Source organism: Candidatus Viridilinea mediisalina (genome assembly GCF_002532535.1).
Classification (GTDB): domain Bacteria; phylum Chloroflexota; class Chloroflexia; order Chloroflexales; family Chloroflexaceae; genus Viridilinea; species Viridilinea mediisalina.
In genome coordinates this window covers 22,686-42,150 of sequence record NZ_NQWI01000007.1, presented here as the reverse complement: position 1 = coordinate 42,150, position 19,465 = coordinate 22,686, and the positions used below count along the sequence as shown (strand labels likewise).

16 protein-coding genes are annotated in these 19,465 nt (G+C 58.2%); 7 read left to right on the top strand and 9 right to left on the bottom strand.

The window, feature by feature from the left end:
* Nucleotides 1–13 precede the first annotated feature (13 nt).
* Nucleotides 14–616 (bottom strand): GNAT family N-acetyltransferase, encoded by a 603-nt coding sequence (locus CJ255_RS02710; RefSeq protein ID WP_097642564.1) that lies wholly within the window; start codon nucleotides 614–616, stop codon nucleotides 14–16.
* Between the two features lie 492 nt (nucleotides 617–1,108).
* On the opposite strand from CJ255_RS02710, the gene hpf reads away from it, so the two are divergent.
* A complete protein-coding gene (gene hpf / locus CJ255_RS02705) occupies nucleotides 1,109–1,687 on the top strand; it encodes a ribosome hibernation-promoting factor, HPF/YfiA family (protein WP_097642563.1) in 579 nt (192 codons plus the stop codon).
* 275 nt (nucleotides 1,688–1,962) lie between these two features.
* Here the strand turns inward: hpf and CJ255_RS02700 are convergent, their stop codons facing one another.
* From CJ255_RS02700 to CJ255_RS02685, 4 genes are read right to left on the bottom strand one after another with little or no spacing between them, the layout of a single operon-like run.
* Nucleotides 1,963–2,175 (bottom strand): hypothetical protein, encoded by a 213-nt coding sequence (locus tag CJ255_RS02700; protein WP_097642562.1) that lies wholly within the window; start codon nucleotides 2,173–2,175, stop codon nucleotides 1,963–1,965.
* Nucleotides 2,172–3,080, bottom strand: a complete 909-nt coding sequence (locus tag CJ255_RS02695) for a lysylphosphatidylglycerol synthase domain-containing protein (protein WP_097642561.1) — start codon at nucleotides 3,078–3,080, stop codon at nucleotides 2,172–2,174. The genes CJ255_RS02700 and CJ255_RS02695 overlap by 4 nt, the downstream gene beginning before the upstream one ends.
* A gap of 3 nt (nucleotides 3,081–3,083) precedes the next feature.
* Complete coding sequence (locus CJ255_RS02690) at nucleotides 3,084–3,692, bottom strand: class I SAM-dependent methyltransferase (protein ID WP_097642560.1); 609 nt, start codon at nucleotides 3,690–3,692, stop codon at nucleotides 3,084–3,086.
* A gap of 3 nt (nucleotides 3,693–3,695) precedes the next feature.
* Entirely contained in the window at nucleotides 3,696–4,691 is a 996-nt protein-coding gene (locus CJ255_RS02685; protein WP_097642559.1) for a glycosyltransferase family 2 protein, read from the bottom strand.
* Between the two features lie 311 nt (nucleotides 4,692–5,002).
* On the opposite strand from CJ255_RS02685, the gene CJ255_RS02680 reads away from it, so the two are divergent.
* The 3 genes from CJ255_RS02680 to CJ255_RS02670 all read left to right on the top strand — a co-directional run bounded on the left by CJ255_RS02680 (nucleotide 5,003) and on the right by CJ255_RS02670 (nucleotide 7,056).
* Nucleotides 5,003–5,353 carry an STAS domain-containing protein gene (locus tag CJ255_RS02680; protein ID WP_097642605.1) on the top strand — a complete coding sequence of 117 codons (351 nt, stop codon included), beginning with the start codon at nucleotides 5,003–5,005 and terminating at the stop codon, nucleotides 5,351–5,353.
* Nucleotides 5,354–5,499: 146 nt separating this feature from the next.
* Complete coding sequence (locus CJ255_RS02675; RefSeq protein ID WP_097642558.1) at nucleotides 5,500–6,243, top strand: anti-sigma factor antagonist; 744 nt, start codon at nucleotides 5,500–5,502, stop codon at nucleotides 6,241–6,243.
* Nucleotides 6,244–6,294: 51 nt separating this feature from the next.
* The gene (locus CJ255_RS02670; protein WP_097642557.1) at nucleotides 6,295–7,056 is read left to right on the top strand and encodes an SDR family NAD(P)-dependent oxidoreductase; all 762 of its coding nucleotides are present in this window, start codon (nucleotides 6,295–6,297) and stop codon (nucleotides 7,054–7,056) included.
* Nucleotides 7,057–7,141: 85 nt separating this feature from the next.
* Here CJ255_RS02670 and CJ255_RS02665 read toward each other — a convergent pair whose 3' ends face one another.
* A complete protein-coding gene (locus CJ255_RS02665) occupies nucleotides 7,142–8,473 on the bottom strand; it encodes a protoporphyrinogen/coproporphyrinogen oxidase (RefSeq protein WP_097642556.1) in 1,332 nt (443 codons plus the stop codon).
* Between the two features lie 472 nt (nucleotides 8,474–8,945).
* Between CJ255_RS02665 and CJ255_RS02660 the strand changes: the two genes are divergently transcribed.
* From CJ255_RS02660 to CJ255_RS02650, 3 genes are all read left to right on the top strand, one after another.
* Entirely contained in the window at nucleotides 8,946–10,865 is a 1,920-nt protein-coding gene (locus tag CJ255_RS02660) for an ABC transporter ATP-binding protein (RefSeq protein WP_097642555.1), read from the top strand.
* A gap of 235 nt (nucleotides 10,866–11,100) precedes the next feature.
* Complete coding sequence (locus CJ255_RS02655) at nucleotides 11,101–12,960, top strand: ABC transporter ATP-binding protein (protein ID WP_097642554.1); 1,860 nt, start codon at nucleotides 11,101–11,103, stop codon at nucleotides 12,958–12,960.
* A 322-nt stretch (nucleotides 12,961–13,282) separates the two neighbouring features.
* On the top strand, nucleotides 13,283–15,565 hold the full coding sequence (locus CJ255_RS02650) for an ATP cone domain-containing protein (protein ID WP_097642553.1): 2,283 nt from the start codon (nucleotides 13,283–13,285) through the stop codon (nucleotides 15,563–15,565).
* A 428-nt stretch (nucleotides 15,566–15,993) separates the two neighbouring features.
* On the opposite strand, the gene CJ255_RS02645 is transcribed toward CJ255_RS02650, so the two are convergent.
* From CJ255_RS02645 to CJ255_RS02635, 3 genes are all read right to left on the bottom strand, one after another.
* Entirely contained in the window at nucleotides 15,994–17,145 is a 1,152-nt protein-coding gene (locus CJ255_RS02645; RefSeq protein ID WP_245863143.1) for a Fic family protein, read from the bottom strand.
* A gap of 139 nt (nucleotides 17,146–17,284) precedes the next feature.
* Nucleotides 17,285–18,274, bottom strand: a complete 990-nt coding sequence (locus CJ255_RS02640; RefSeq protein WP_097642551.1) for a 3-oxoacyl-ACP synthase III family protein — start codon at nucleotides 18,272–18,274, stop codon at nucleotides 17,285–17,287.
* A 282-nt stretch (nucleotides 18,275–18,556) separates the two neighbouring features.
* Nucleotides 18,557–19,369: an MBL fold metallo-hydrolase gene (locus CJ255_RS02635; RefSeq protein ID WP_097642550.1), complete on the bottom strand. Its 813-nt coding sequence runs from the start codon at nucleotides 19,367–19,369 to the stop codon at nucleotides 18,557–18,559.
* Nucleotides 19,370–19,465: the final 96 nt, after the last annotated feature.

The window sequence follows — 19,465 nt, the reverse complement described above, 5'->3', positions numbered from 1 at the left end:
GCAATAGCATAGCTCATCCGCGTGGCGCAGTAAAGGGAAAGAAGGGCTGTGTCCCATCACTGAGTTGCACATCCACCTCATAGAGTCCAGCACTGTAGCGGCCTTTATAGGGCAGACCCAAGCCATGCACGAGGGCAATCATGCCAGTGTTATCTGCATGAGTCAAGAGCGACATGTGCTGCATGCCCCGCGCCATTGCGGATTGAATCAACAGATCAAAGAGTTGCCGTCCGAGCCCGGCATGCTGAAAATCGTCGCGTACCACAATCGAGCCTTCGCAGGCATGCTCACGATCCGCAATACAGCCATAGCGTGCGACAGCCACACACTCATCGCGCCCCTCTTCTTCAATCAGTGCAATGAGTGCCAACTCGCGCTTGGGGTTAATCTGAGCTAGGCGCTGGGCTTCCTGATGAACCCGATCGGGATCAATGTGATCCAGTGGCACAAAGAAGCGCCGGTAGCGCGTCTGAGAAGAGAGCCGATAAAACATGCGCTCAAGCAGCGCCCCATCTTCGCGGCGCATATGACGCACCCGCACCGCGTAGCCATTACGGGCGGTTAGCGTTACCGTAGCGGTGGGGTTGGGATGGTTGACAAACAAGACATTGCTCATATTAGCCTTTCGCCAACACGTATAATCCTACATACCGTTGAACATGCCGCATCATCAAGCACGCGAAAGCTCACTGGAACACCATGTTCGGCAATCTACAATCTGAAATCTACAATCTACAATCTGAAATGGCATAACGCACTGCATTACGATAGCATTGTACACTGTAAGAGTTACGGGCATGTTACGGTCTTTCGGACGCCTTGGCGCAGTACTTTAAGCAAGAGTTAAGATTTCACAACTATACCACTGGCTCAAGCGTTGTACAATGCACCATATGAGTATTGTGGTGGCCAAACCACCGCATCCCACAGCGTTGTGAGCAGAAAGATTTCCGCGATGGCAACAGTTGCAACCGCACGTCGCATCGCCCCATAGTTTGACAGTCAGCAGAGTCCTCGGTGCGCCCTGCGCCCGGGGGCTTTGCCGTTCTGTACACCCGCTGCGAAATTTTTGCGTGGGTGCCGCTTGTTTATTGGTATGGAGGACCAGATGGAACTCACAATCAAAAGCCGCAACAGTAAGATCACCGAGCGTCAGCGGAGCCATATTAACGAGAAGCTGAGCAAGCTCGTGCGCTATATGGGCGGTATCACCAGCGCCACCGTCGAGGTCCACACCCAGCAGCAACGCAACGCTGGCGAAGTCAGTCGCGTCCAAGTCACCCTGGTCGGCGAGCATGGGGTTATTCTGCGTGCCGAAGAGCAGAGCAACGACCTCTTCTCGGCGATTGACCAGGTGCAGTCGGTTTTGCAGCGCCAGATCAAGCGCTACAAAGAGAAATACTGGCGGCGCGAACGCGCCCCCCGCCCCGTCGAGGCTTTCGTTGTCAACGAGCCCGATCTGCCTACAGCCGAAGCCGCTCCCGACGAGGAAGCCGATCACGACCACGAGCTCATCCGCACCAAACAGTTCACTCTGCGCCCCATGTTCACCGACGACGCGATTGAGCAGATGGAGCTGCTTGGCCACAATTTCTTCATCTTCCAAGACGCTGAGAACCAGCGCCTCAGCGTGCTCTATCGCCGCCGCGATGGGAACTATGGGCTGATTGTGCCTGATCCGGTGTGAGGGTAGAGAGGGCACAGAGGGTACAGAGAGTTTGAACCACAGAGGCACCGAGGACACAGAGGGGGAGGAGCGAGAAAGTTAGGCAGAAATGCAGATAGAACATCTCTCTCTGTGCCTCTAGGGTACAGAGGGCACAGAGAGTTTGAACCACAGAGGCACAGAGGACACAGAGGGGGAGGAGCGAGAAAGTTAGGCAGAAATGCAGATAGAACATCTCTCTGTGCGCTCTGTGCCTCTGTGGTTCAAACCCTCTGTGTTCTCGTGTAACCTCTACCTCACTTCAGCTCCGGCATGCCAACCGGCTCCTCACGCGGCTCGCAGACGCCACAAAAGAGCGCCCGTGCCGTCACAATCGCCTGGTGGGTGTTGTGCTGATCCTTATAGAGCGCGACAATATACGGCATCTCGCGCACATGATCACGGCAGAGCGCCCGCCCACAAAAACGACAGACCCCATGGGCCGGTCGGTCACAGTGCCAACAGTTCATCCTATTCTCCTCAAGCCCACCACGAGGCCCACTGCAACCACTTCGCCCAAGGTTAAGGCCAAGCGGTGTAGTAGGCTGCCTATAATCGCCACCGGCAAGGGTACCACCTGAGCTAAAAGGGTGGTCAAGATCGCCTCACGCACGCCCAAGCCACTTGGGGTCAACAGGCTCAAATAGCCCAAGGCCCACGCTAGTGCCGCCGCGCCCACCAAGAAGGGGAGCAGCGCAATACCTACCGGCGTAAGTGCCGCAACCAACACATAGAGCGCTAGCCCAGCGGCTAGATTGGCCAGCGCAAAGGCCCCCAAAAGCCAAAGCATGGTGCGGTAGCGGTAGGGCCATGCCAGATCGGGACGTTTCAGACGTACCGCCGCCCAAGCCAAGAGCGCCCCAAAGATGCGTGGGTGCAGCGCGATCAGCCCAAGCGGCAGCAGCCCAAGCAGCCACAGCTCTGCGCCCGCCCCAACGCCCCAAAAAGGCAGGCTCAGCCCAAAGAGCAACGCCGCACCCATCAGCGTCAGCAGTTGCTCAACGGTGGCGCTCGTAGCCACATGGCTCTTACTCACCCCCAACTGACCCGCCAGCGCCACCCGGCCCACAATATGCCAGATGTTGCCCGGCACATACCGGGCGAGCATGGTACTCAACCAGATGTGACTCCCTGCCAGCAAACCAACCTGCCCTGCAGCCCCCTCCATAGTGCGCAACAGCAGTGTCCAGCCAAGGGCAAGCCCGGCAAAGTAGAGCGCACCCCAGCCTATGCTGATCAGCAGCGGCAGTGGCCCCAATTGCCAAGGGTAGTGACGTAGTTCATCAAGTTGGCCCCACAGGAACCAAGCCCAAGCTAGGAGTACCAAGCCAAAGATCGCCCCACGCAGCCAAGGCGAGCGTAGCACAGCGTGCATAGCTCAAATCCTACACAGGGCCAGCGTCCACGGGAAGCTGGTACAAGTGGCCACGATGCGGCAATGCCTACCTACAAAACGCCGAAAAGCCCAGGCTGACCAATGGTTCACATGGCCGGGATCATTGCCCCATGCGGCCACGTTTTTGCCGCGCAGAAAATTTGCCCCCCGAAAGAGGGGCTCATTGGGCACACTTAACAATAGCCAATCCCGACTGACGCGCAACAATTCAGCAAGACCCCGTTCCGGCTGATCGAGATGTTCCAATACCTCCATGCAGACTACCAGATCAAAACTGCCAGGCAGGAAGGGTAGTGCATAGAGATCGCCTGCGGTAAAGCCACGGCCCGGATTAAGTTCTTCCGCCACACGCAGTGCCCCCGCACTGCCATCAAGCCCCAGCACCGCTCCGGGTAACTCGGCCAACACTTCCCGCATCGCAAAGCCCTCGCCACAGCCCGCATCCAGAATCTGTAGGGGCCGTGGCTCTATCCGCGCCAACAAAGCTCCCGCCGCTGTATGAAAACGCCCCAGCAGGTAACGTTGTAGCGGATTACCACTCGTATGCTTTTGCAAATTAGAACTAGTGTAGTTGGTAGTGTTCATAACCATATGTTAACGCAACATGCGCCTAATCGAGAACTCATCGCCCGTCCGGTAGGTGTTGTGACGCAGCATTTCGCCTACTAAGCCTGTCGAGAAGAATTGTAAACCAGTAATCAGTAGCAAGACCCCCAAGGTGAGCAGGGGGCGATCGCCAATTGGGCGAAAGCCTTGCAACCAGAGGATGCTCAGGTAGGCGCAGATCGCCCCTCCTACCAGCATCAACAGTGTCCCAATGGTGCCAAAGAGCCGCAAGGGACGATTCAGGTAGGAGGTGAGAAAGAGAACCTGGATAAAATCAATATAGCCTCGCCCCAACCGCCGAGCGCCAAACTTGCTCTTGCCATAACGTCGGGGTTGATGTTCAACCGACACCTCGGTCACCTTAAAGCCCTGCTGATGGGCCAATACCGGAATGAAGCGGTGCAGATCACCATAAAGCTGGATTTCACGCACCACGTCGCCATTGTACGCCTTAAAGCCACAGTTGAAATCATGGAGGTGGACACCTGTCATGCGCGAGACCACCCCGTTAAAGATGCGCGAGGGCAGGGTTTTGGAGAGCGGATCGTTGCGTTTGATCCGCCACGCCGAGACGAGATCGTAGCCCGCATCGAGCTTTTCAAAGAGGCGGAACATATCAACCGGGTCTTCCTGCATATCGGCATCAATGGTAACCACCCGCGCCCCCCGGCAGAGCGTAAATCCCGCCTGGAGTGCAGCCGTCTTGCCAAAGTTGCGCCGAAACTGCACCACCCGAATGCGCTCATCAGCCGCATGCAACTTCTGCGCTACCTCAAAGCTCCCATCACGGCTCCCGTCATCTACCAACAAAATCTCATAGCTATCACGGTAGGGTGCCGGACCAGCCGCCAACACCTCAGTAATCCGCTTACAGATCATCGGCAGGCTCTCATGCTCGTTGTACACCGGAATGACAACCGAGAGCGTCAGCCCATCCTCTGCCAACGTTGGACGTTCATCTTCAAGAATGTTAGCAGTGGTCATAGTATGCTCCCCTTAACGTTAGGCCCGCACAACAATATCTGCTTGCATTATATCAATTGGGTGTGACCAAGTATCCTCTGGTGGGGGTGCGGGGGAGGCTTCGCCTCCCCCGCAGAACTTTTTTCGTTCGTGTTGGCGGCGAAGCCGCCAACACGAACGAAAAATGAAGGTTTGGGGCGTAACCCCACCAGCGGATTTTAGGGCTACCGCCCTGAACGTAAGCCTATCGATCAGCACAGCCGCCCCCGAAGCCCCGCCGCTATGCTATAATGCGCCTTGCGCTTATTGACAAGATCGTTGAGGAGGTTTGGATGCAGATCGAGCATCGGAGCTTCAATCGGGTTGACCTCCTGGCGGTGGCGGGGCGCATTGATGCGGCCACCTCGCCTCAGTTGAGACAACAGGTTGAGGCGCTCTTTGAGCAAGGTCGCTACCGGCTGGTGCTTGATTTGGCCCAGTTGGAGTATATCAGTAGCCCCGGCCTGCGTGTGCTGATTGAGGCGCGTAAACGTGCCCGCGAGTGGAAGATTACCGACCTTGAGGGTGGCGATATTCGGATTGCCAATTTGCCCCCCCGTATCAAGGAGGTCTTTGATCTCACGGGGTTTACGTCGCTCTTTGAAATCTATGCTGATGTAACCGCAGCAGTCGGATCTTTCTAAGAAGTTGTCTGAAAAGCCGGGATGCACACGCTGGAGTGCCGGCTTTAGCCGGCTTTAGCCGGCTAAAGCCGGCACTCCAACGCCAACTCATAGACTTTTCAGACAGCCTCTAAGCTCCTTCAAACCTCCCCGCAGACGAAGTGCCAATGGATAGCATTACGCTTACTGCCGATCTTGATGCCCTGGCCCAAATTAGTGCCTTTATTACTGAGGCGGCTGAGTTGGCTGGCCTTGATGAGCGTGCCACTTGGCAGGTGCAGTTGGCGGTTGATGAGGCGGCCACCAATGTTATTCAGCATGCCTATGATCCCGATCATCCCGGCGATCTGACCCTCTCGTGGCAGTCTGATGAGCAGCGCTTCGTTATTGTTCTCCGTGACTACGGACGCCATTTCGATCCGCATAATGTCCCGGCCCCCGATATTAACTCTTCTATCGAAGAACGCCAGGTTGGGGGCTTGGGTATCTATCTGATTACGCGCCTCATGGATGAGGTGCGGTTTGATTTTAATCCCAATGGTGGAAATCTCTTGACAATGGTCAAGTATATTGCCAGTGGCCCGCGTGATGATGTGGTGATCATGCCCATCCAAGGGCGGGTTGATGCCGTTACTGCGCCCCAGCTTACCCGCGATGTTCACGCGCAGATTGCCCAGGGTGCCCGCTTTGTGCTACTCGATTTGCAAGAGGTGGTCTTCCTCTCTTCAAGTGGGCTGCGGGCGCTGCTGATTATTCGTAAGGAGTTGATGACCCTGGGCGGTGAGCTGCGCCTAGCCGCGCTGCAACCCCAGGTTCATGAGGTCTTTGCGCTCACCGGCTTTACTCAGGTCTTTGCGATCCATCCTACCCCCGAAGAGGCTGAGAGTGCCTTTGGTCAAGGACGGGCATGATACCATTTCAGATTGTAGATTGTAGATTGTAGATTATGGAGGAATGAATTCATGGCTTCCCGCTTTCACAATAAGGTCGCTATCGTTACTGGTGCCTCGTCCGGGATTGGCCAGGCGGTTGCGCTTGATTTGGCCCGCGAAGGCGCTAAGGTGATGATCTGCGCCGCACGTAATGTCGAAGGGCTTGAAGAGACGCGCAAGGCGATTATTGACCTCAATGGCGTCTGTGCCACAATGACGGTTGATGTGCGCGACCAGAGTGCGATTACGGCCTGTGTGCAAGCTACTCTTGAACAGTTTGGCAATATTGATATTCTGGTCAACAATGCTGGGGTGGGTCAGTTTATGCCCTTTCCCCGTATGAGCGATGAGGAGTACGACCGCGTGATGGATACGAATCTGCGCGGTACGTTCGCTTTCTGCCGCGCTGTGTTGCCGACGATGATGGAACACAATTATGGCAAAATTGTCAATGTGACCTCCATTATGGGTGAAGTGGCCGCCGTTGGTCAGAGTATCTATAACGCGAGCAAAGGCGCAGCCAAGTTGCTCACCCAGGGCCTCGCGGTGGACGTGAGTGGCCACAATATCAACGTCAACGCTGTAGCCCCCGGCATCATCGTCACCAACATCACCCGCCGTATGCTCGGCGACGCCGAACGCGAACGCTACTTCGTGAGCCGCATCCCCAAGGGGCGCATCGGCCAACCTGCCGATGTCTCCGCCGCTGTGCTCTTCCTCTGTAGCGATGAGGCAAGCTACATCCACGGCACCACCCTTGTGGTTGATGGCGGCATGATCTGTACACGCTAACGCGCTGCTCCAGCCGAGGGCGCGGGGGCGTAGCCCCAACTAGCGGGAGTGTGCGGGAACCTGGTTCCCGCACACTCCCGCAACACTAGCCTAACAGCCTCTTGGCTGCCTGTTCGCCACTCGTGATCGCTCCCTCCACAAAGGGGCCGCCTAAGTAATCCCCGGCAAAGACGAGTTTCTGCGTTTCGATCCCACCACTGAGGAAGCGGGCGATGCGCTGGAAGCTGCCTACATCAAATTCGGGGAGCGCCTCTGGGCAGCGATAGAGCCGCTGGAATTCTGCGTGAGGCGTGGGGTCGTAGGATGGCACGAGCCGCCGCAGTTCACTGAGCATCAGACGGCCCAAGCTGGCATCGTCATGCTCGCGTAACGCCCGACTCGCCGGGCCGCTCATGTGCAGGCAGATCAGGTCGCGCCCCTGTGGCGCAAAGCTGGCCGCCTTGACCGTCTGCATGGTGGCCGATGCCAGGAAGGGGGTCTCGCGGCGCGGAAAGAGTAGCCCATAGATCTCGTTGGGCAACTGGTTCCGCGTGCCCACCGCGAGATTGACGGTGGCCGAGTAGTGTACTGCGGCAAAGAAGTCCCGCTGCGCCCCGTTGAGCCAGGGTAAGAGCTGCGGCACCACATTGGCCGTCGTCGCCACCACCACCCCCGCCGCCTCATAGCTCCGCTCGCTGCCCCCCTGGCGCGCCTTGATGCGGTAACCCCCATGGGCATGTCGTTCTACCGCAAGCACTTCGGTGGCGCTGTGTACCTCCAGGTGGGCCGCTAAGGCCCGGGCCAACTGCCCAATCCCTTCGTCGAGCGTAAAGATCCGTAAGCCCGCTGGGTGGGCCAAGCCGGCCCGCAATGCAATCAGCAGCAAAGCCCGCGATGTACGCTCAGGTGTCCAGTAGAAGATTCCCGCAATCGCCGGTTGCAACAGATACTCCAGCAGCTCCTCCGAGAGATGGGCCCGCGCATAAGTACTCACCGAGCAGTCATCAAGCTGGTGGGCTTTCGCAAAGGCATGGAGATCGAGCTGCGAGGCATGGCGCAGCAGTGAACCAACCAAGTATGAAAGCGGCAACTTCTGGCGTGTCCCTACCAACTGGGTAAAGGCTGCCCGCAGATTGGGCCACAACGCATGCAACTGCCCATTGCGGAGTGTCGCCGCACTACGGGGGATCTGGCGTAAGGCATGGCCCAAACCTAACTCGTCAATCAACGCCAGCGTGCGCGTATAGAAGCTGGCCAAAAACTCAGCCCCCAACTCAATGCGGTAGCCCCCCTCCATCACGGTGCGTGCCCGGCCCCCCACCGCCGTTGCTCGCTCCAAGACCACCACCCGCATACCTGCATGCTGAAGTTGACGCGCCGCTGCCAAGCCCGCCAAGCCCCCGCCAATGACGATAATCTGTTGTCCCGGACTAATCATATCGGTTCCATCATAGCATGCCCATGGCCTAACCTGTGCTTGGGGCTGGGCTAACGTTTAGGGCTGCCGCCCTCCAACCCGCTGTTGGGGTTTTTGTTAGCGCGAAAAAGCTCTGGGCCGCGCCGCTTGGCTTCGACAAGCTGGCTTCGACAGGCTCAACCACCGAGCCAGCGGCGCGGTGGCTGAGCCTGTCGAAGCCACCGCGAGGTCGCCTGCCAACCCAAGGCTTTTTCGCGCTAACTAGTTTTTTTGTTCCGTTGTGGCGGCGCAGCCGCCACAACGGAACAAAAGGCGCGGTGGCGCGGTGGCTGAGCCTGTCGAAGCCACCGCGCCTCCCCCAAACCCCCGCCGGGGGTTCTACTCCGCCTAAAGTCTGATGGCAAAAGCCGCGCAAGTGTGCTACCCTAATGCTTGACCCCACAAGCCTATTTCCTATTTCCTTGTTTCTATATCCTTACAAGGAGCGTACCCCTTGGCCCTTCGTAGTGAATTCTCGATAGCAGGTGCCTATCAATATGATCAACGTAGTTTGGGGGGGTGGATTCGTTCGCATCTCCTGCGCTATTGGCGTCTCTTGCTCGGCTTCTATCTCTGCTTTTTCGCCGCTTGGGCCTGTTACGCTGGCTCACAGGTGCTGATTGGGCGCGCCGCCGATGAGATTATTAGCCCCAGTGCGCCCAACGGCCTGCTGATTGTCGCGCTGCTCGTCTTTGCCGTCTTTGTGGGCGATGCCTTCTCTTCACTACTCGGTATCATCTCTGCCGAGACGCTCGCGGCGCGCTTTGAGGCCGATGCGCGCCAAGAACTCTATGAGAGCCTCTTGGGTAAGAGTAAGACCTTCCACGACCGTCAGCGCTCCGGCGATATTATGGCTCGCGCTACCGATGATACCAATGCCCTTGCCAATATGATTGTCCCTGGTGGGCTGCTCGCCTCCGAGACGGTGATCGGGATTGTGGTGCCCCTTACCTTCATCGGGCTTACCCATGTAGAGCTTTTGTTCGTACCGATTATCTTCGTGGTACTCTACATCATCACCGCCCGACGCTACCTCCGCCGTCTCGATCCTGTCATCACGGCCCAACGCGAGCAGTACGGGCGCATGAACGCCAGCCTCAAAGAGACCGTCTCGGGCATCGAGGTGGTCAAGGCCAGTGCGCGTGAGCCCTTCGAGCATGCCAAATACCGACGCAACGCCCGCCTCTTCCGCGACTTCTTTGTGCGCCAGGGCTACATCGAAGCACGCTACCTGCCCCTACTGATCTACGGCATCACCGTTGGCCTCACCTTCCTCCACGCCATGTGGCTCTACAGCCAAGGCACCATCAGCGTCGGCCAGGTCATCGCCGTCATGGGCCTCGTCAACGTCCTGCGCTTCCCCACCTTCATCTCCATCTTCGCCTTCTCGGTCATCCAAGCCGGGATCGCCAGTGCCCGCCGCATCTTCCGCATCATTCAGGCCGAAACCGACCTCGACGAGAACCGGCAGGGCCACCGCGCCCCGCTGCACGGCGAAATCCGCTTCGAGAATGTCTCGTTCGCCTACCCCGCCGAGCATGTGGAGGATGCCCCTCAGCATATGGCGACGGCAGAGCAGGCGCAGCAGGATGCCGGACAGGTGCCACTCCAGGCCGCTCAAGGCACCAACGGCCCCCACGGAACAACAAGCAGTGTTGCACCACCCACCGCCATTCTGCACAACATCAGCTTCCAGATCGCCGCTGGGCAGACCGTCGCCATCGTGGGTCAGACCGGCAGCGGCAAGAGCGCCCTCACCCAACTGGTCAACCGCACCTACGAGGCCACCTCCGGGCGCGTGCTGCTCGACGGCATAGACGTGCGCGACTGGAGCCTCGATGGCTTGCGCTCACAGATCGGCAAGATCGAACAGGACATCTTTCTCTTCTCGCGCAGCCTCGCCGAAAACATCGCCTTCGGCGCACCCAACGCGACCCAGGCGCAGATCGAAGCGGCAGCGCAGGCCGCCCAAGCTCACGCCTTCATCAGCGCCCTACCCGACGGCTATGCCACCGTCGTGGGCGAACGGGGCGTCACCCTCTCTGGGGGGCAACGCCAACGCATCGCCCTCGCCCGCGCCTTCCTGAGCGACCCGCGCATCCTCATTCTCGACGATTCTACCAGTGCAATTGATAGCGCCACCGAAGACCAGATTCAGCAGGCCATCCGCAAAGCCCAAGAGGGGCGCACCGTCCTTCTGATCACCCACCGCCTCTCGCAAATCCGCTGGGCCGACCAGATCATCGTGCTCGACGGCGGTCACCTGGTTGCCGCCGGTACCCACGAAGAGCTCTTGCAGAGCTGTGCGCTCTACCAGCGCATCTTTGCGCGGTATGAGCCAGAGGTTGTGCAGGAAGTAGGCAGTAGGCAGTAGGTAGTAGGTAGTAGGTAGTAGGTAGTAGGTAGCTATCGCTAAGAAGCTGTCTGAAAAGGGCTTCAGTGTCGTTCCACACGATGTGGCACACGCTGGAGTGCCGGCTTTAGCCGGCTAAAGCCGGCACTCCAACGCCAGTTCATAGACTTTTCAGACAGCCTCTAATATCCCCTTTTGCTGGTATGTGCGGGCGGCTTCGCCGCCCGCACATACCGAATCAAGGAACACATCCCCTATGGGTTTTATTCTCGACGGCCTTGACGCCGAAGCATACGACCGTAAATATAGCGATGGTGCGCTGGTGCGGCGCATTCTGGGCTATTTTCGCCCGCAGAGTGGCAAGATGCTCATTGCTGCCCTGATGGTTACAGCCACCGCCGCCCTCGATGCGGGCATTCCGATCTTCATTGCCCACAGCCTCGACTGGATCGGGGCCGACCCCTCGACCCAATTGGTCATCACGCTGGCATGCATCCTCGCGGCCCTCGGCGTATCCTCGTGGGTCTTCAACCTCATCCGCCAGACCCTCTCGGCCCAAGCGGTAGGCGATGTCGTCCTCAAGCTGCGCGAAGACGCGGTAGAGGCCGTGTTACGCCACGATCTCTCCTTCTACGACGAGTTTGCCAGTGGCAAAATTGTCAGCCGCGTCAACTCCGATAGCGCCGCCTTCACCCAGGTCATGACCCTGACCATGGAATTTATCAGCCGCCTGTTGCTGATTGTCTTCATTGTGGGCTACTTGGCCACCATCAACCTGATGCTGACTGGGATTCTGCTGTTCTTGGCCCCCTTGATCATTGGGACAGCCCTAGGCTTTCGTCAGATTGCGCGCAAGACCATCACCGCCTCGCGGCGGATGAACGCCGAGGTGAGCGCCCATATCAGCGAGACGATCAATGGCATTGGGGTAGCCAAAACCTTCCGCCAAGAGCCAAACATCTACAACGAATTCTTGGCAGTCAACAGCCAGAGTCGCCGCGTTAACATGCGGATGCGTTACGTCTTTGGCACCATCTTTCCGGTACTCAACCTACTGGCAGGCATCGGCACAGCGACCCTCGTCTATGTCGGTGGTCTAGGCGTGCGCGGCGGCGAAATCACCCCGGGCACATGGTTCCTCTTCATCCAAGGGCTGCAAGCCTTCTGGTTCCCACTAACCAGCATTGCCTCCTTCTGGAGCCAATTTCAGCTTGGCCTCGCTGCGGGCGAGCGCGTCTTTGCCCTGATTGATGCCGAGCCCCGCGTAGTGCAACATGATCAGCAGCAACTACCAACGCTGGGTGGAGCGATTGTCTTCAACGACGTGACCTTTGGCTACAAGGAGGACGAGCCGGTACTGCAGAACTTCAATCTCAGCATCGCCCCCGGCGAAGTGATTGCCCTGGTGGGCCACACCGGATCGGGCAAAAGCAGCATTGCCAAACTGGTCGCCCGCTTCTACGAGTTCCAGAGCGGGGAGTTGACGATTGACGGGGTAGACATTCGGGCGCTCGACCTGCGCGCCTACCGCGCTCGGCTCGGCATTGTCACCCAGACGCCCTTCCTCTTCGACGGTACGGTGTGCGAGAATATTCGCTACGGCAAGCCCGAAGCGAGCGACGCCGAGGTATACGCTGCCGCCGCCCACATCGGCAACGGCGACTGGCTTAGCGGGCTGCCGCAGGGCCTGGCGAGCGAAGTGGGCGAACGGGGCAGCAACCTCTCAATGGGCCAACGTCAACTCGTCGCCCTCGCCCGCGTGCTGCTGCAAGACCCCGCGATTGTCATCTTGGATGAAGCGACCGCCAGTGTAGACCCACTGACCGAGGCGTTGATTCAGGAGGGCTTGGATACCGTACTAGCCAAACGCACAGCCATTGTGATTGCCCACCGGCTCAGCACCGTGCGCCATGCCAACCGCATCATTGTGCTACGTCAAGGCCGCATCATCGAAGCGGGCAACCACAGCGACCTCATGCAGCGCAGCGGGCACTATGCGGAACTGTACAACACCTACTTTCGCCACCAATCCTTGGAGTACATCGAGCGCCAAATCCAGCCCAACCCAGCCACAGGCAGCAGCGAGCCACGGGCAAGCCTGCCCTCCATGCTTTGACAGACCTCTGGGGGCGTGGTATAGTTCGTACTCGGACAGGTTCTATATATAGTGGTAAACATAAGTATTTTGTACCATATGTAGTGTTTTGGTGGCTTCGCCGCCAGCGTAAGGGCTGCTTCACAGTTGTTGAGGCTACGCCCCAAACCCTCTTGTTGTTGCGCTTTGGCGGCTTCGCCGCCACAGCGCAACAACAAGAGTCTTCTTGGGGGCGGCTTCGCCGCCCTCACCCCCCCGCCGGGGGCTTAACGTCATGCACATGGGGCTACGCCCCAAGCCCCCCTGTCCAGCATTTGACTTGAACGATTCTGAAAGGGACTCAATGAGCGCCAACAAAGAGATAGCCAACGGCGTCTACCAAGCGTTGGACGAAGCGGGCATGAACATGCCCGCTTCAATTGTGAAGCGTGATGGTCGCGTCGTTACATTCGATGCTGAACGGATCAGCAATGCGCTACGCAAATGCTTCGCGACCCTCAACCGCACGCCCTATGCGCCGGTTGAAGACCTGACCCGCCGTGTGGTCAACATTATTGCGGCGAAGCATGGGAGCACCCCGCCGACGGTTGAAGGTGTGCAGGATATTGTCGAGATGGTCTTGCTTGCCGCAGGCGAATTTGAAGCTGCCAAGCACTACATTCTCTACCGCGCCGAACACGCCAAGAAGCGTGTTGAACGTCCTATTCCCGAAGAGGTGCGTAGCGCCTTTGCGGCGTCGGATCAGTTTTTTCCCACTGCCCTGCAGAAGTTCCAGTTCTTCGATAAATACTCACGCTTTAATTATGATCTGGGGCGACGCGAGACCTGGATCGAAACGGTGGATCGCTCGGTCGCCTTCCTCCACGAGCTTGCCGGTGACCGCTTGCCCCGCGAGAGCTACGAGCGTGTGCGTGGCGCCATCCTTGAGATGCGCTCTATGCCCTCGATGCGCCTCCTCGCTATGGCCGGCCCAGCCGCCCGGCGCAACTCGGTTGCGATCTACAACTGTAGCTACCAGCCGGTCGAAAGTATCCACTCCTTCGTCGAGGCATTGATCATCTCGATGAGCGGCTGCGGCGTTGGCTTCTCGGTGGAGCGGGGTTACATCGAGAATTTTCCGCGCATTCGGCGTCAAAGCGGACGTATGGCCCCCACCATGGTGGTCGAAGATTCTGCCGAAGGCTGGGCCGAGGCTCTACGGGTTGGCCTCGAGACCTGGTTCGAGGGTGATGACATCCGCTTCGATCTCTCGCTGCTACGCCCTGCCGGTGCGCCCCTACGCACCAAAGGCGGGCGCGCCTCCGGCCCCGAACCGCTCCGCATCATGCTCGACTTCGTGCGCGGGCGCATCCTCGCCCGCCAGGGTAGCTTCCTACGCCCCATTGATGCCCACGACATGATGTGTTCCGTTGGTAACGCCGCCGTCAGCGGAGGGGTGAGGCGCACCGCAATGCTTTCCCTCTTCGACTATGACGACGACGAGATGCTCCAGAGCAAATATGGCGACTTCGAGCGCGAAAACAGCCAACGCTGGAACGCCAACAACTCAGCCGTCTGGCTCACGAGTGGGCGCACCCAAGCCGAATTCATCAGCCAATTCCTCGAAATGGTACAATCGGGGCGCGGCGAACCAGGCATCTTCAACCGCGAAGCGGCCAAGATGCTCAAACCGGCCCGGCGTCAAAGTGCAGAGTTTGGCACCAATCCTTGCGGTGAAATAGTTCTCCGTCCCTGGGAACTTTGCAACCTCTCGGCAGCCGTCGCCCGCAGCGACGACACGTTCGAGAGTCTGCGCGAGAAGGTGGAGGTGGCGACGATCATTGGGACGATTCAGTCTTTGGCGACCCACTTTCCCGGGTTGCGCCCGCAGTGGCAGCGCAACTGCGAGGAGGAGCGGCTGCTTGGGGTGGACATCACTGGCCAGATGGATAGCCCCATCGCCCAAGATGCCGGGGTGAAGGAGCGTTTGCGTCAGGTGGCGATTGAGACCAACCGCCAGACGGCGTTGGCCTTGGGGATCAACCAATCGGCGGCGATCACATGTGTGAAACCGAGCGGAAATTCGTCGCAGTTGATTGACTGCGCTTCGGGCCTGCATGCGCGTTGGGCCCCCTACTACATCCGCAACGTGCGCGTCGCGGCCCACTCGCCCCTCTTCAAAGTCCTGCGCGACGCCAGCGTTCCGATGTCGCCCGAAAATGGCCAGACGGCTGAAAACGCCAACACCTGGGTCATCCACTTCCCGGTACGTTCGCCCGCCAACGCGATCACGCGCAAAGAGCGCTCGGCGATTGCCCAGTGCGAATTCTGGTTGCAGAATAAGACCTACTGGACGGAACACAACCCCAGTTGCACGATTATCTACCAGCCCGACGAGGTGATTGACCTGATGAAGTGGGTTTGGGAACACCGCGACCTGATTGGTGGCCTGTCGTTCCTACCCGCCTTCGATGCGAAATACGACAACATGCCCTACGTCGAGATCACCCGCGAAGAGTACGAGCGCCTGGTTGCCAACTTCCCGCCCATAGACTTCTCCAAGATCTACCGCTACGAAGAGCAAGACCTGACCAACGCGGCCCAAGAGATGGCCTGCGTCTCTGGGGCATGCGAGATTGACTTGTAGGGTGGGCGAGGCTCGTCGCCCCGTCTGGCAGGGGTTTATGGGCGGACAGAATTCTTGTGCGGGTGCCTACAGATTCCTGATGGGGATGCGCCGGTTGGCCCTCACCCCCCTTCCCCCTCTCCCACAAGTGGGAGAGGGGGCGAAGACAGCGAGATTCTTGGCGTTACAATGAGGTTTTTGCGTGCCAACGTACACGTTTTCTGTCCGCCCATGAACTGGCAGGGGCGCGGGGCATGGCCCCCGCAGAATCCCCCTGCTGGGGGCGCGGGGGCATGGCCCCCTTATTTTCACTTCGTTAAATAGCCGCAGCCGCTATTAACGCAAAACGCCGAATCGTTTAATAAGAGGGGGAGTTGCTCTGCGCCGGATCAACATAAGGGTGTGAGGGAACCTAGTTCCCTCACACCCTTATGTGGTCAAACTCATACTCAAAGCATCTCCGTTCCTTCAATCAGGATGTCGAGATAGGCTTGATACGCAAATACGCGGTTGCGGCGCTGCTTGGTCACTTCGCGCACGACGCCAAGATCTACAAGTGTTTTCGTAGCACGCGCCACAGTGGGAAAAGAGAGCCCGGTGTGTTCGCATACCTGATGTATGTTCATCACTGGGCGTTCGCAAAGCACACGAAATACCTGTAACTTAGCGGAAGCATTGCCCTGTAGCTGTCGAATGTTCTGCTCATCCTGCTGGAACAGGGTCAGCAGACGGCGGGACGTTTCGACAGCATTCATCGCCGTTTGCTCTACGCCTTCAAGGAAAAAATCCAACCAGGCTTCCCAATCCCCCTCAAAGCGCACTCGGTCGAGCAAACGATAGTATTCGGAGCGATGTTGTTTGAAATAAAGGCTGAGATACAGTAGTGGTTGAGACAGAAGTTTATCGTGATGAAGCAGGAATGCAATGAGCAGACGTCCAATCCGTCCGTTTCCATCAAGAAAGGGATGGATGGTCTCGAATTGCACATGAGCTAGGGCAGCCTTAATCAGAATAGGATAAGGATTTTTCTCCCCGTGGAGAAAACGTTCCAAATCGGCCATGCACACTTCCACAAGGGACGGTGGCGCGGGGACGAAGAGCGCATTACCTGGGCGGGTACCGCCAATCCAGTTTTGGGTTCGCCGGAACTCGCCTGGTGACTGTTCGCTACCCCGCCCACGAGAAAGCAAGATGCCATGCATTTCCCGCAATAGACGATTAGAGAGCGGGAAACCTGCTTTGAGACGCTGGAGACCATAATTGAGAGCTGCCACATAATTCGAGACTTCCACCACCTCGTCAAAGGGCGCCCCGGTTGCTTCCTCGAGTTCAAAGAGCAACAACTGCTGGAGGGTGGATTGAGTGCCTTCGATTTGCGAAGATAAAACCGCTTCGCGGCGCACATAAGCGTAAAGAAAGAGGTCAGGATCGGGCAGCAGCAACGTTACGCTGTCCAATCGCCCCAGAGCCAGCGTAGCTCGTTCCAGCAACTGCTGACGACGCGAATCCAATGCTAGGGGCGGTTCTGGAGGTAATGGATTAGGGATGAATGACTGGATACTTTCGCCGCCAACCCAGGTAATTTCATAGCGCCCAGTCATGCCACGTTGCTTGGCTGATGTCATGGCTCATGCTCTCTAAGAGGCTGTCTGAAAAGCTAGTGGGCAGGCGTTGGAGTGCCGGCTTTAGCCGGCTGAAGCCGGCACTCCAACGCCAGTTCATAGACTTTCCAGACAGCCCCTAAAACACCAACCCAATTGCCCCAAGTGTCAGCCCGGCGCCGGTGCCAATCAGCAGGACGCGCTGACCACGCCGAATGCGCCCATTGGCCACCGCCTCAGAGAAGGCTAGGGGGATCGAGGCACCAACACAGTTGCCGCGTTCGGCCAAGTTGCGTACCACCTGCCCTGGGGTGAAGCCGTAACGTGCAACCAAGAGATCGAGGGCGTGACCACTGGCTTGATGCGGCACCACGACATCTACGTCTGCGCGTGACCAGTTGGCCCGTGTGAAGAATTGTTCCATGAAGGGCTTCACGAGGCGGGCTGCCTTTTTGTAGACCCCCGTGCCCTGCATTGAGAAGGTATTCATTGTCGGGCTCGTCGCTGGATCATTGGGGTGGTGCAGGGTGCCACCGCCCAAGATGGTCGTCAAGTCGGCACCGCTACTATAGGTTGCAAATTGCTCACAGACCAGTTGAGCGGTCTCATTGGGCGGTGTCGGCACAAGCACCGCAGCAGCGGCGGCATCGCCAAAGAGAACGGCGCTATGCGGTTCTTGGGGATTGAGCGAACGGCGCGTTATCTCACTACTCACCACCAATGCCGCCCGGTAGGTTCCTGCCGCCACGAGGTGGGCAGCGGTCTGCAACCCAAAGATAAAACTGAGACAGGTGGCATCGAGATCAAAACAGGCACTCGCGCCATCAGGCGCACCAAGTTCGCGCTGAATGAACGCCGCCGTACAGGGAATTGCCTGTTGCCGCCCACTGGCCGCAGCGATAATCAGGTCTACATCATGGACTGCCATACCCGCAGCCGCAAGGGCATCTTGGGCGGCATAACACGCCATCTGCACTGTTGTCTCATCAAGGGCGCGGTGGCGCGCATAGATCCTAGTCGTGCGTGCAATCCAACCTGCTTCGAGGCCATATTCAGCCTCAAGTTCAGCACTGCTTACCACATGTTCAGGCAAGTAGTGCCCCAGTCCAGCAATTTTAACCTTGAGCATAGGTGTGTCGTTCAATTACCCTTGAACATGCCGCACAATCAAGAGCGCCAAAGCGTATTGAGACGCCATGTTCGGCAATCTGCAATCTACAATCTGAAATGGCATTAGATTGAGACGCCATGTTCGGCAATCTACAATCTACAATCTACAATCTGAAATAGCATTAGGCGGTGGCATGCTAGGGCACGCACTCCATCCGCTGATGGCAGCTTACCTTTGTGAGGTATTGTACACGATACGGGGAATCTTGGGGGGCGGCTTGGTTGCCTCCAACCCACCCTTTCACAGCTCGGCAAAACACTCTGGGCAGTGGCAGGGCACAATCCGCACCTCGGGGTGATTGTGGGCAAAGGCGTGGAGGCGGGCAAGGGTCGTAGCCACAGCGCGCCTATCGTCCACCAGCAGATTGGTCAGGCGCGACGGCGGGCGCAACTCACGGATCGAACGGCTTGTCCATGCACCATCGGCGACCAGTAGCACTGGCCCGCTGTTGCTCTGCACTAAGGCGCCCAGTTGGCCACGGGCATGGCCCGGCAAGGCAACCAGCAGCAGCGAGCCATCGCCAAAGAGATCGCGGCTCGGCCCCAAGTGGGGTAACTCTGGCCCAGCCGGGAAATTATCGGCACAAATGGTGCGTTGCGCCAAATCGGGCGGATGCAGTGCTGGCACTAGGCCGCGTCGGAGTGCCGCCACGCCCCGCAACTGAAGCGCCTGGTAGAGTGCAGCCCGCTCGGCTACAATCCGCGCCTGGGGAAAATCGCGCAGCCCCGCCACATGATCAGCGTGGAAATGGGAGATAATCAGCATCCTGATTGCCTCAGGCCCAATGCCTCGTGCCTGCAACTGTTCCACCAGTGCCAACTCATGCCGCAGATACAGCGGTGTCATGTAGCGGTAGAGGCGGAATGGCCACGCCTCGGTCGCATCCAGCATACGCGGGGCATAGCCCGTATCAAAGAGCAACAGCCCATACTGCGGATGCTCCAGCAAGGCCGCTAGGGCATGACAAGCAAAACGCTGCCGTCGCCCACCACGCAACACCTGCCACTCCGGCACGAAACAGTAACCACTGTCAAAGAGCGTCAATCTGAGCATACAAGCTACTCCCCAATGTATGGTTTCAACCTCGTTATAACCAATTGCTACAATGTGCGGGTGTTTTGAATCAAGCCCTCATGCTGGCGGTTGGGA

Coding starts and splice junctions, on each gene's coding strand:
- CJ255_RS02710 (WP_097642564.1), bottom strand. CDS start 616: ATGAGCAATGTCTTGTTTGTCAACCATCCCAACCCCACCGCTACGGTA.
- hpf (WP_097642563.1), top strand. CDS start 1,109: ATGGAACTCACAATCAAAAGCCGCAACAGTAAGATCACCGAGCGTCAG.
- CJ255_RS02700 (WP_097642562.1), bottom strand. CDS start 2,175: ATGAACTGTTGGCACTGTGACCGACCGGCCCATGGGGTCTGTCGTTTT.
- CJ255_RS02695 (WP_097642561.1), bottom strand. CDS start 3,080: ATGCACGCTGTGCTACGCTCGCCTTGGCTGCGTGGGGCGATCTTTGGC.
- CJ255_RS02690 (WP_097642560.1), bottom strand. CDS start 3,692: ATGGTTATGAACACTACCAACTACACTAGTTCTAATTTGCAAAAGCAT.
- CJ255_RS02685 (WP_097642559.1), bottom strand. CDS start 4,691: ATGACCACTGCTAACATTCTTGAAGATGAACGTCCAACGTTGGCAGAG.
- CJ255_RS02680 (WP_097642605.1), top strand. CDS start 5,003: ATGCAGATCGAGCATCGGAGCTTCAATCGGGTTGACCTCCTGGCGGTG.
- CJ255_RS02675 (WP_097642558.1), top strand. CDS start 5,500: ATGGATAGCATTACGCTTACTGCCGATCTTGATGCCCTGGCCCAAATT.
- CJ255_RS02670 (WP_097642557.1), top strand. CDS start 6,295: ATGGCTTCCCGCTTTCACAATAAGGTCGCTATCGTTACTGGTGCCTCG.
- CJ255_RS02665 (WP_097642556.1), bottom strand. CDS start 8,473: ATGATTAGTCCGGGACAACAGATTATCGTCATTGGCGGGGGCTTGGCG.
- CJ255_RS02655 (WP_097642554.1), top strand. CDS start 11,101: ATGGGTTTTATTCTCGACGGCCTTGACGCCGAAGCATACGACCGTAAA.
- CJ255_RS02650 (WP_097642553.1), top strand. CDS start 13,283: ATGAGCGCCAACAAAGAGATAGCCAACGGCGTCTACCAAGCGTTGGAC.
- CJ255_RS02645 (WP_245863143.1), bottom strand. CDS start 17,145: ATGACTGGGCGCTATGAAATTACCTGGGTTGGCGGCGAAAGTATCCAG.
- CJ255_RS02640 (WP_097642551.1), bottom strand. CDS start 18,274: ATGCTCAAGGTTAAAATTGCTGGACTGGGGCACTACTTGCCTGAACAT.
- CJ255_RS02635 (WP_097642550.1), bottom strand. CDS start 19,369: ATGCTCAGATTGACGCTCTTTGACAGTGGTTACTGTTTCGTGCCGGAG.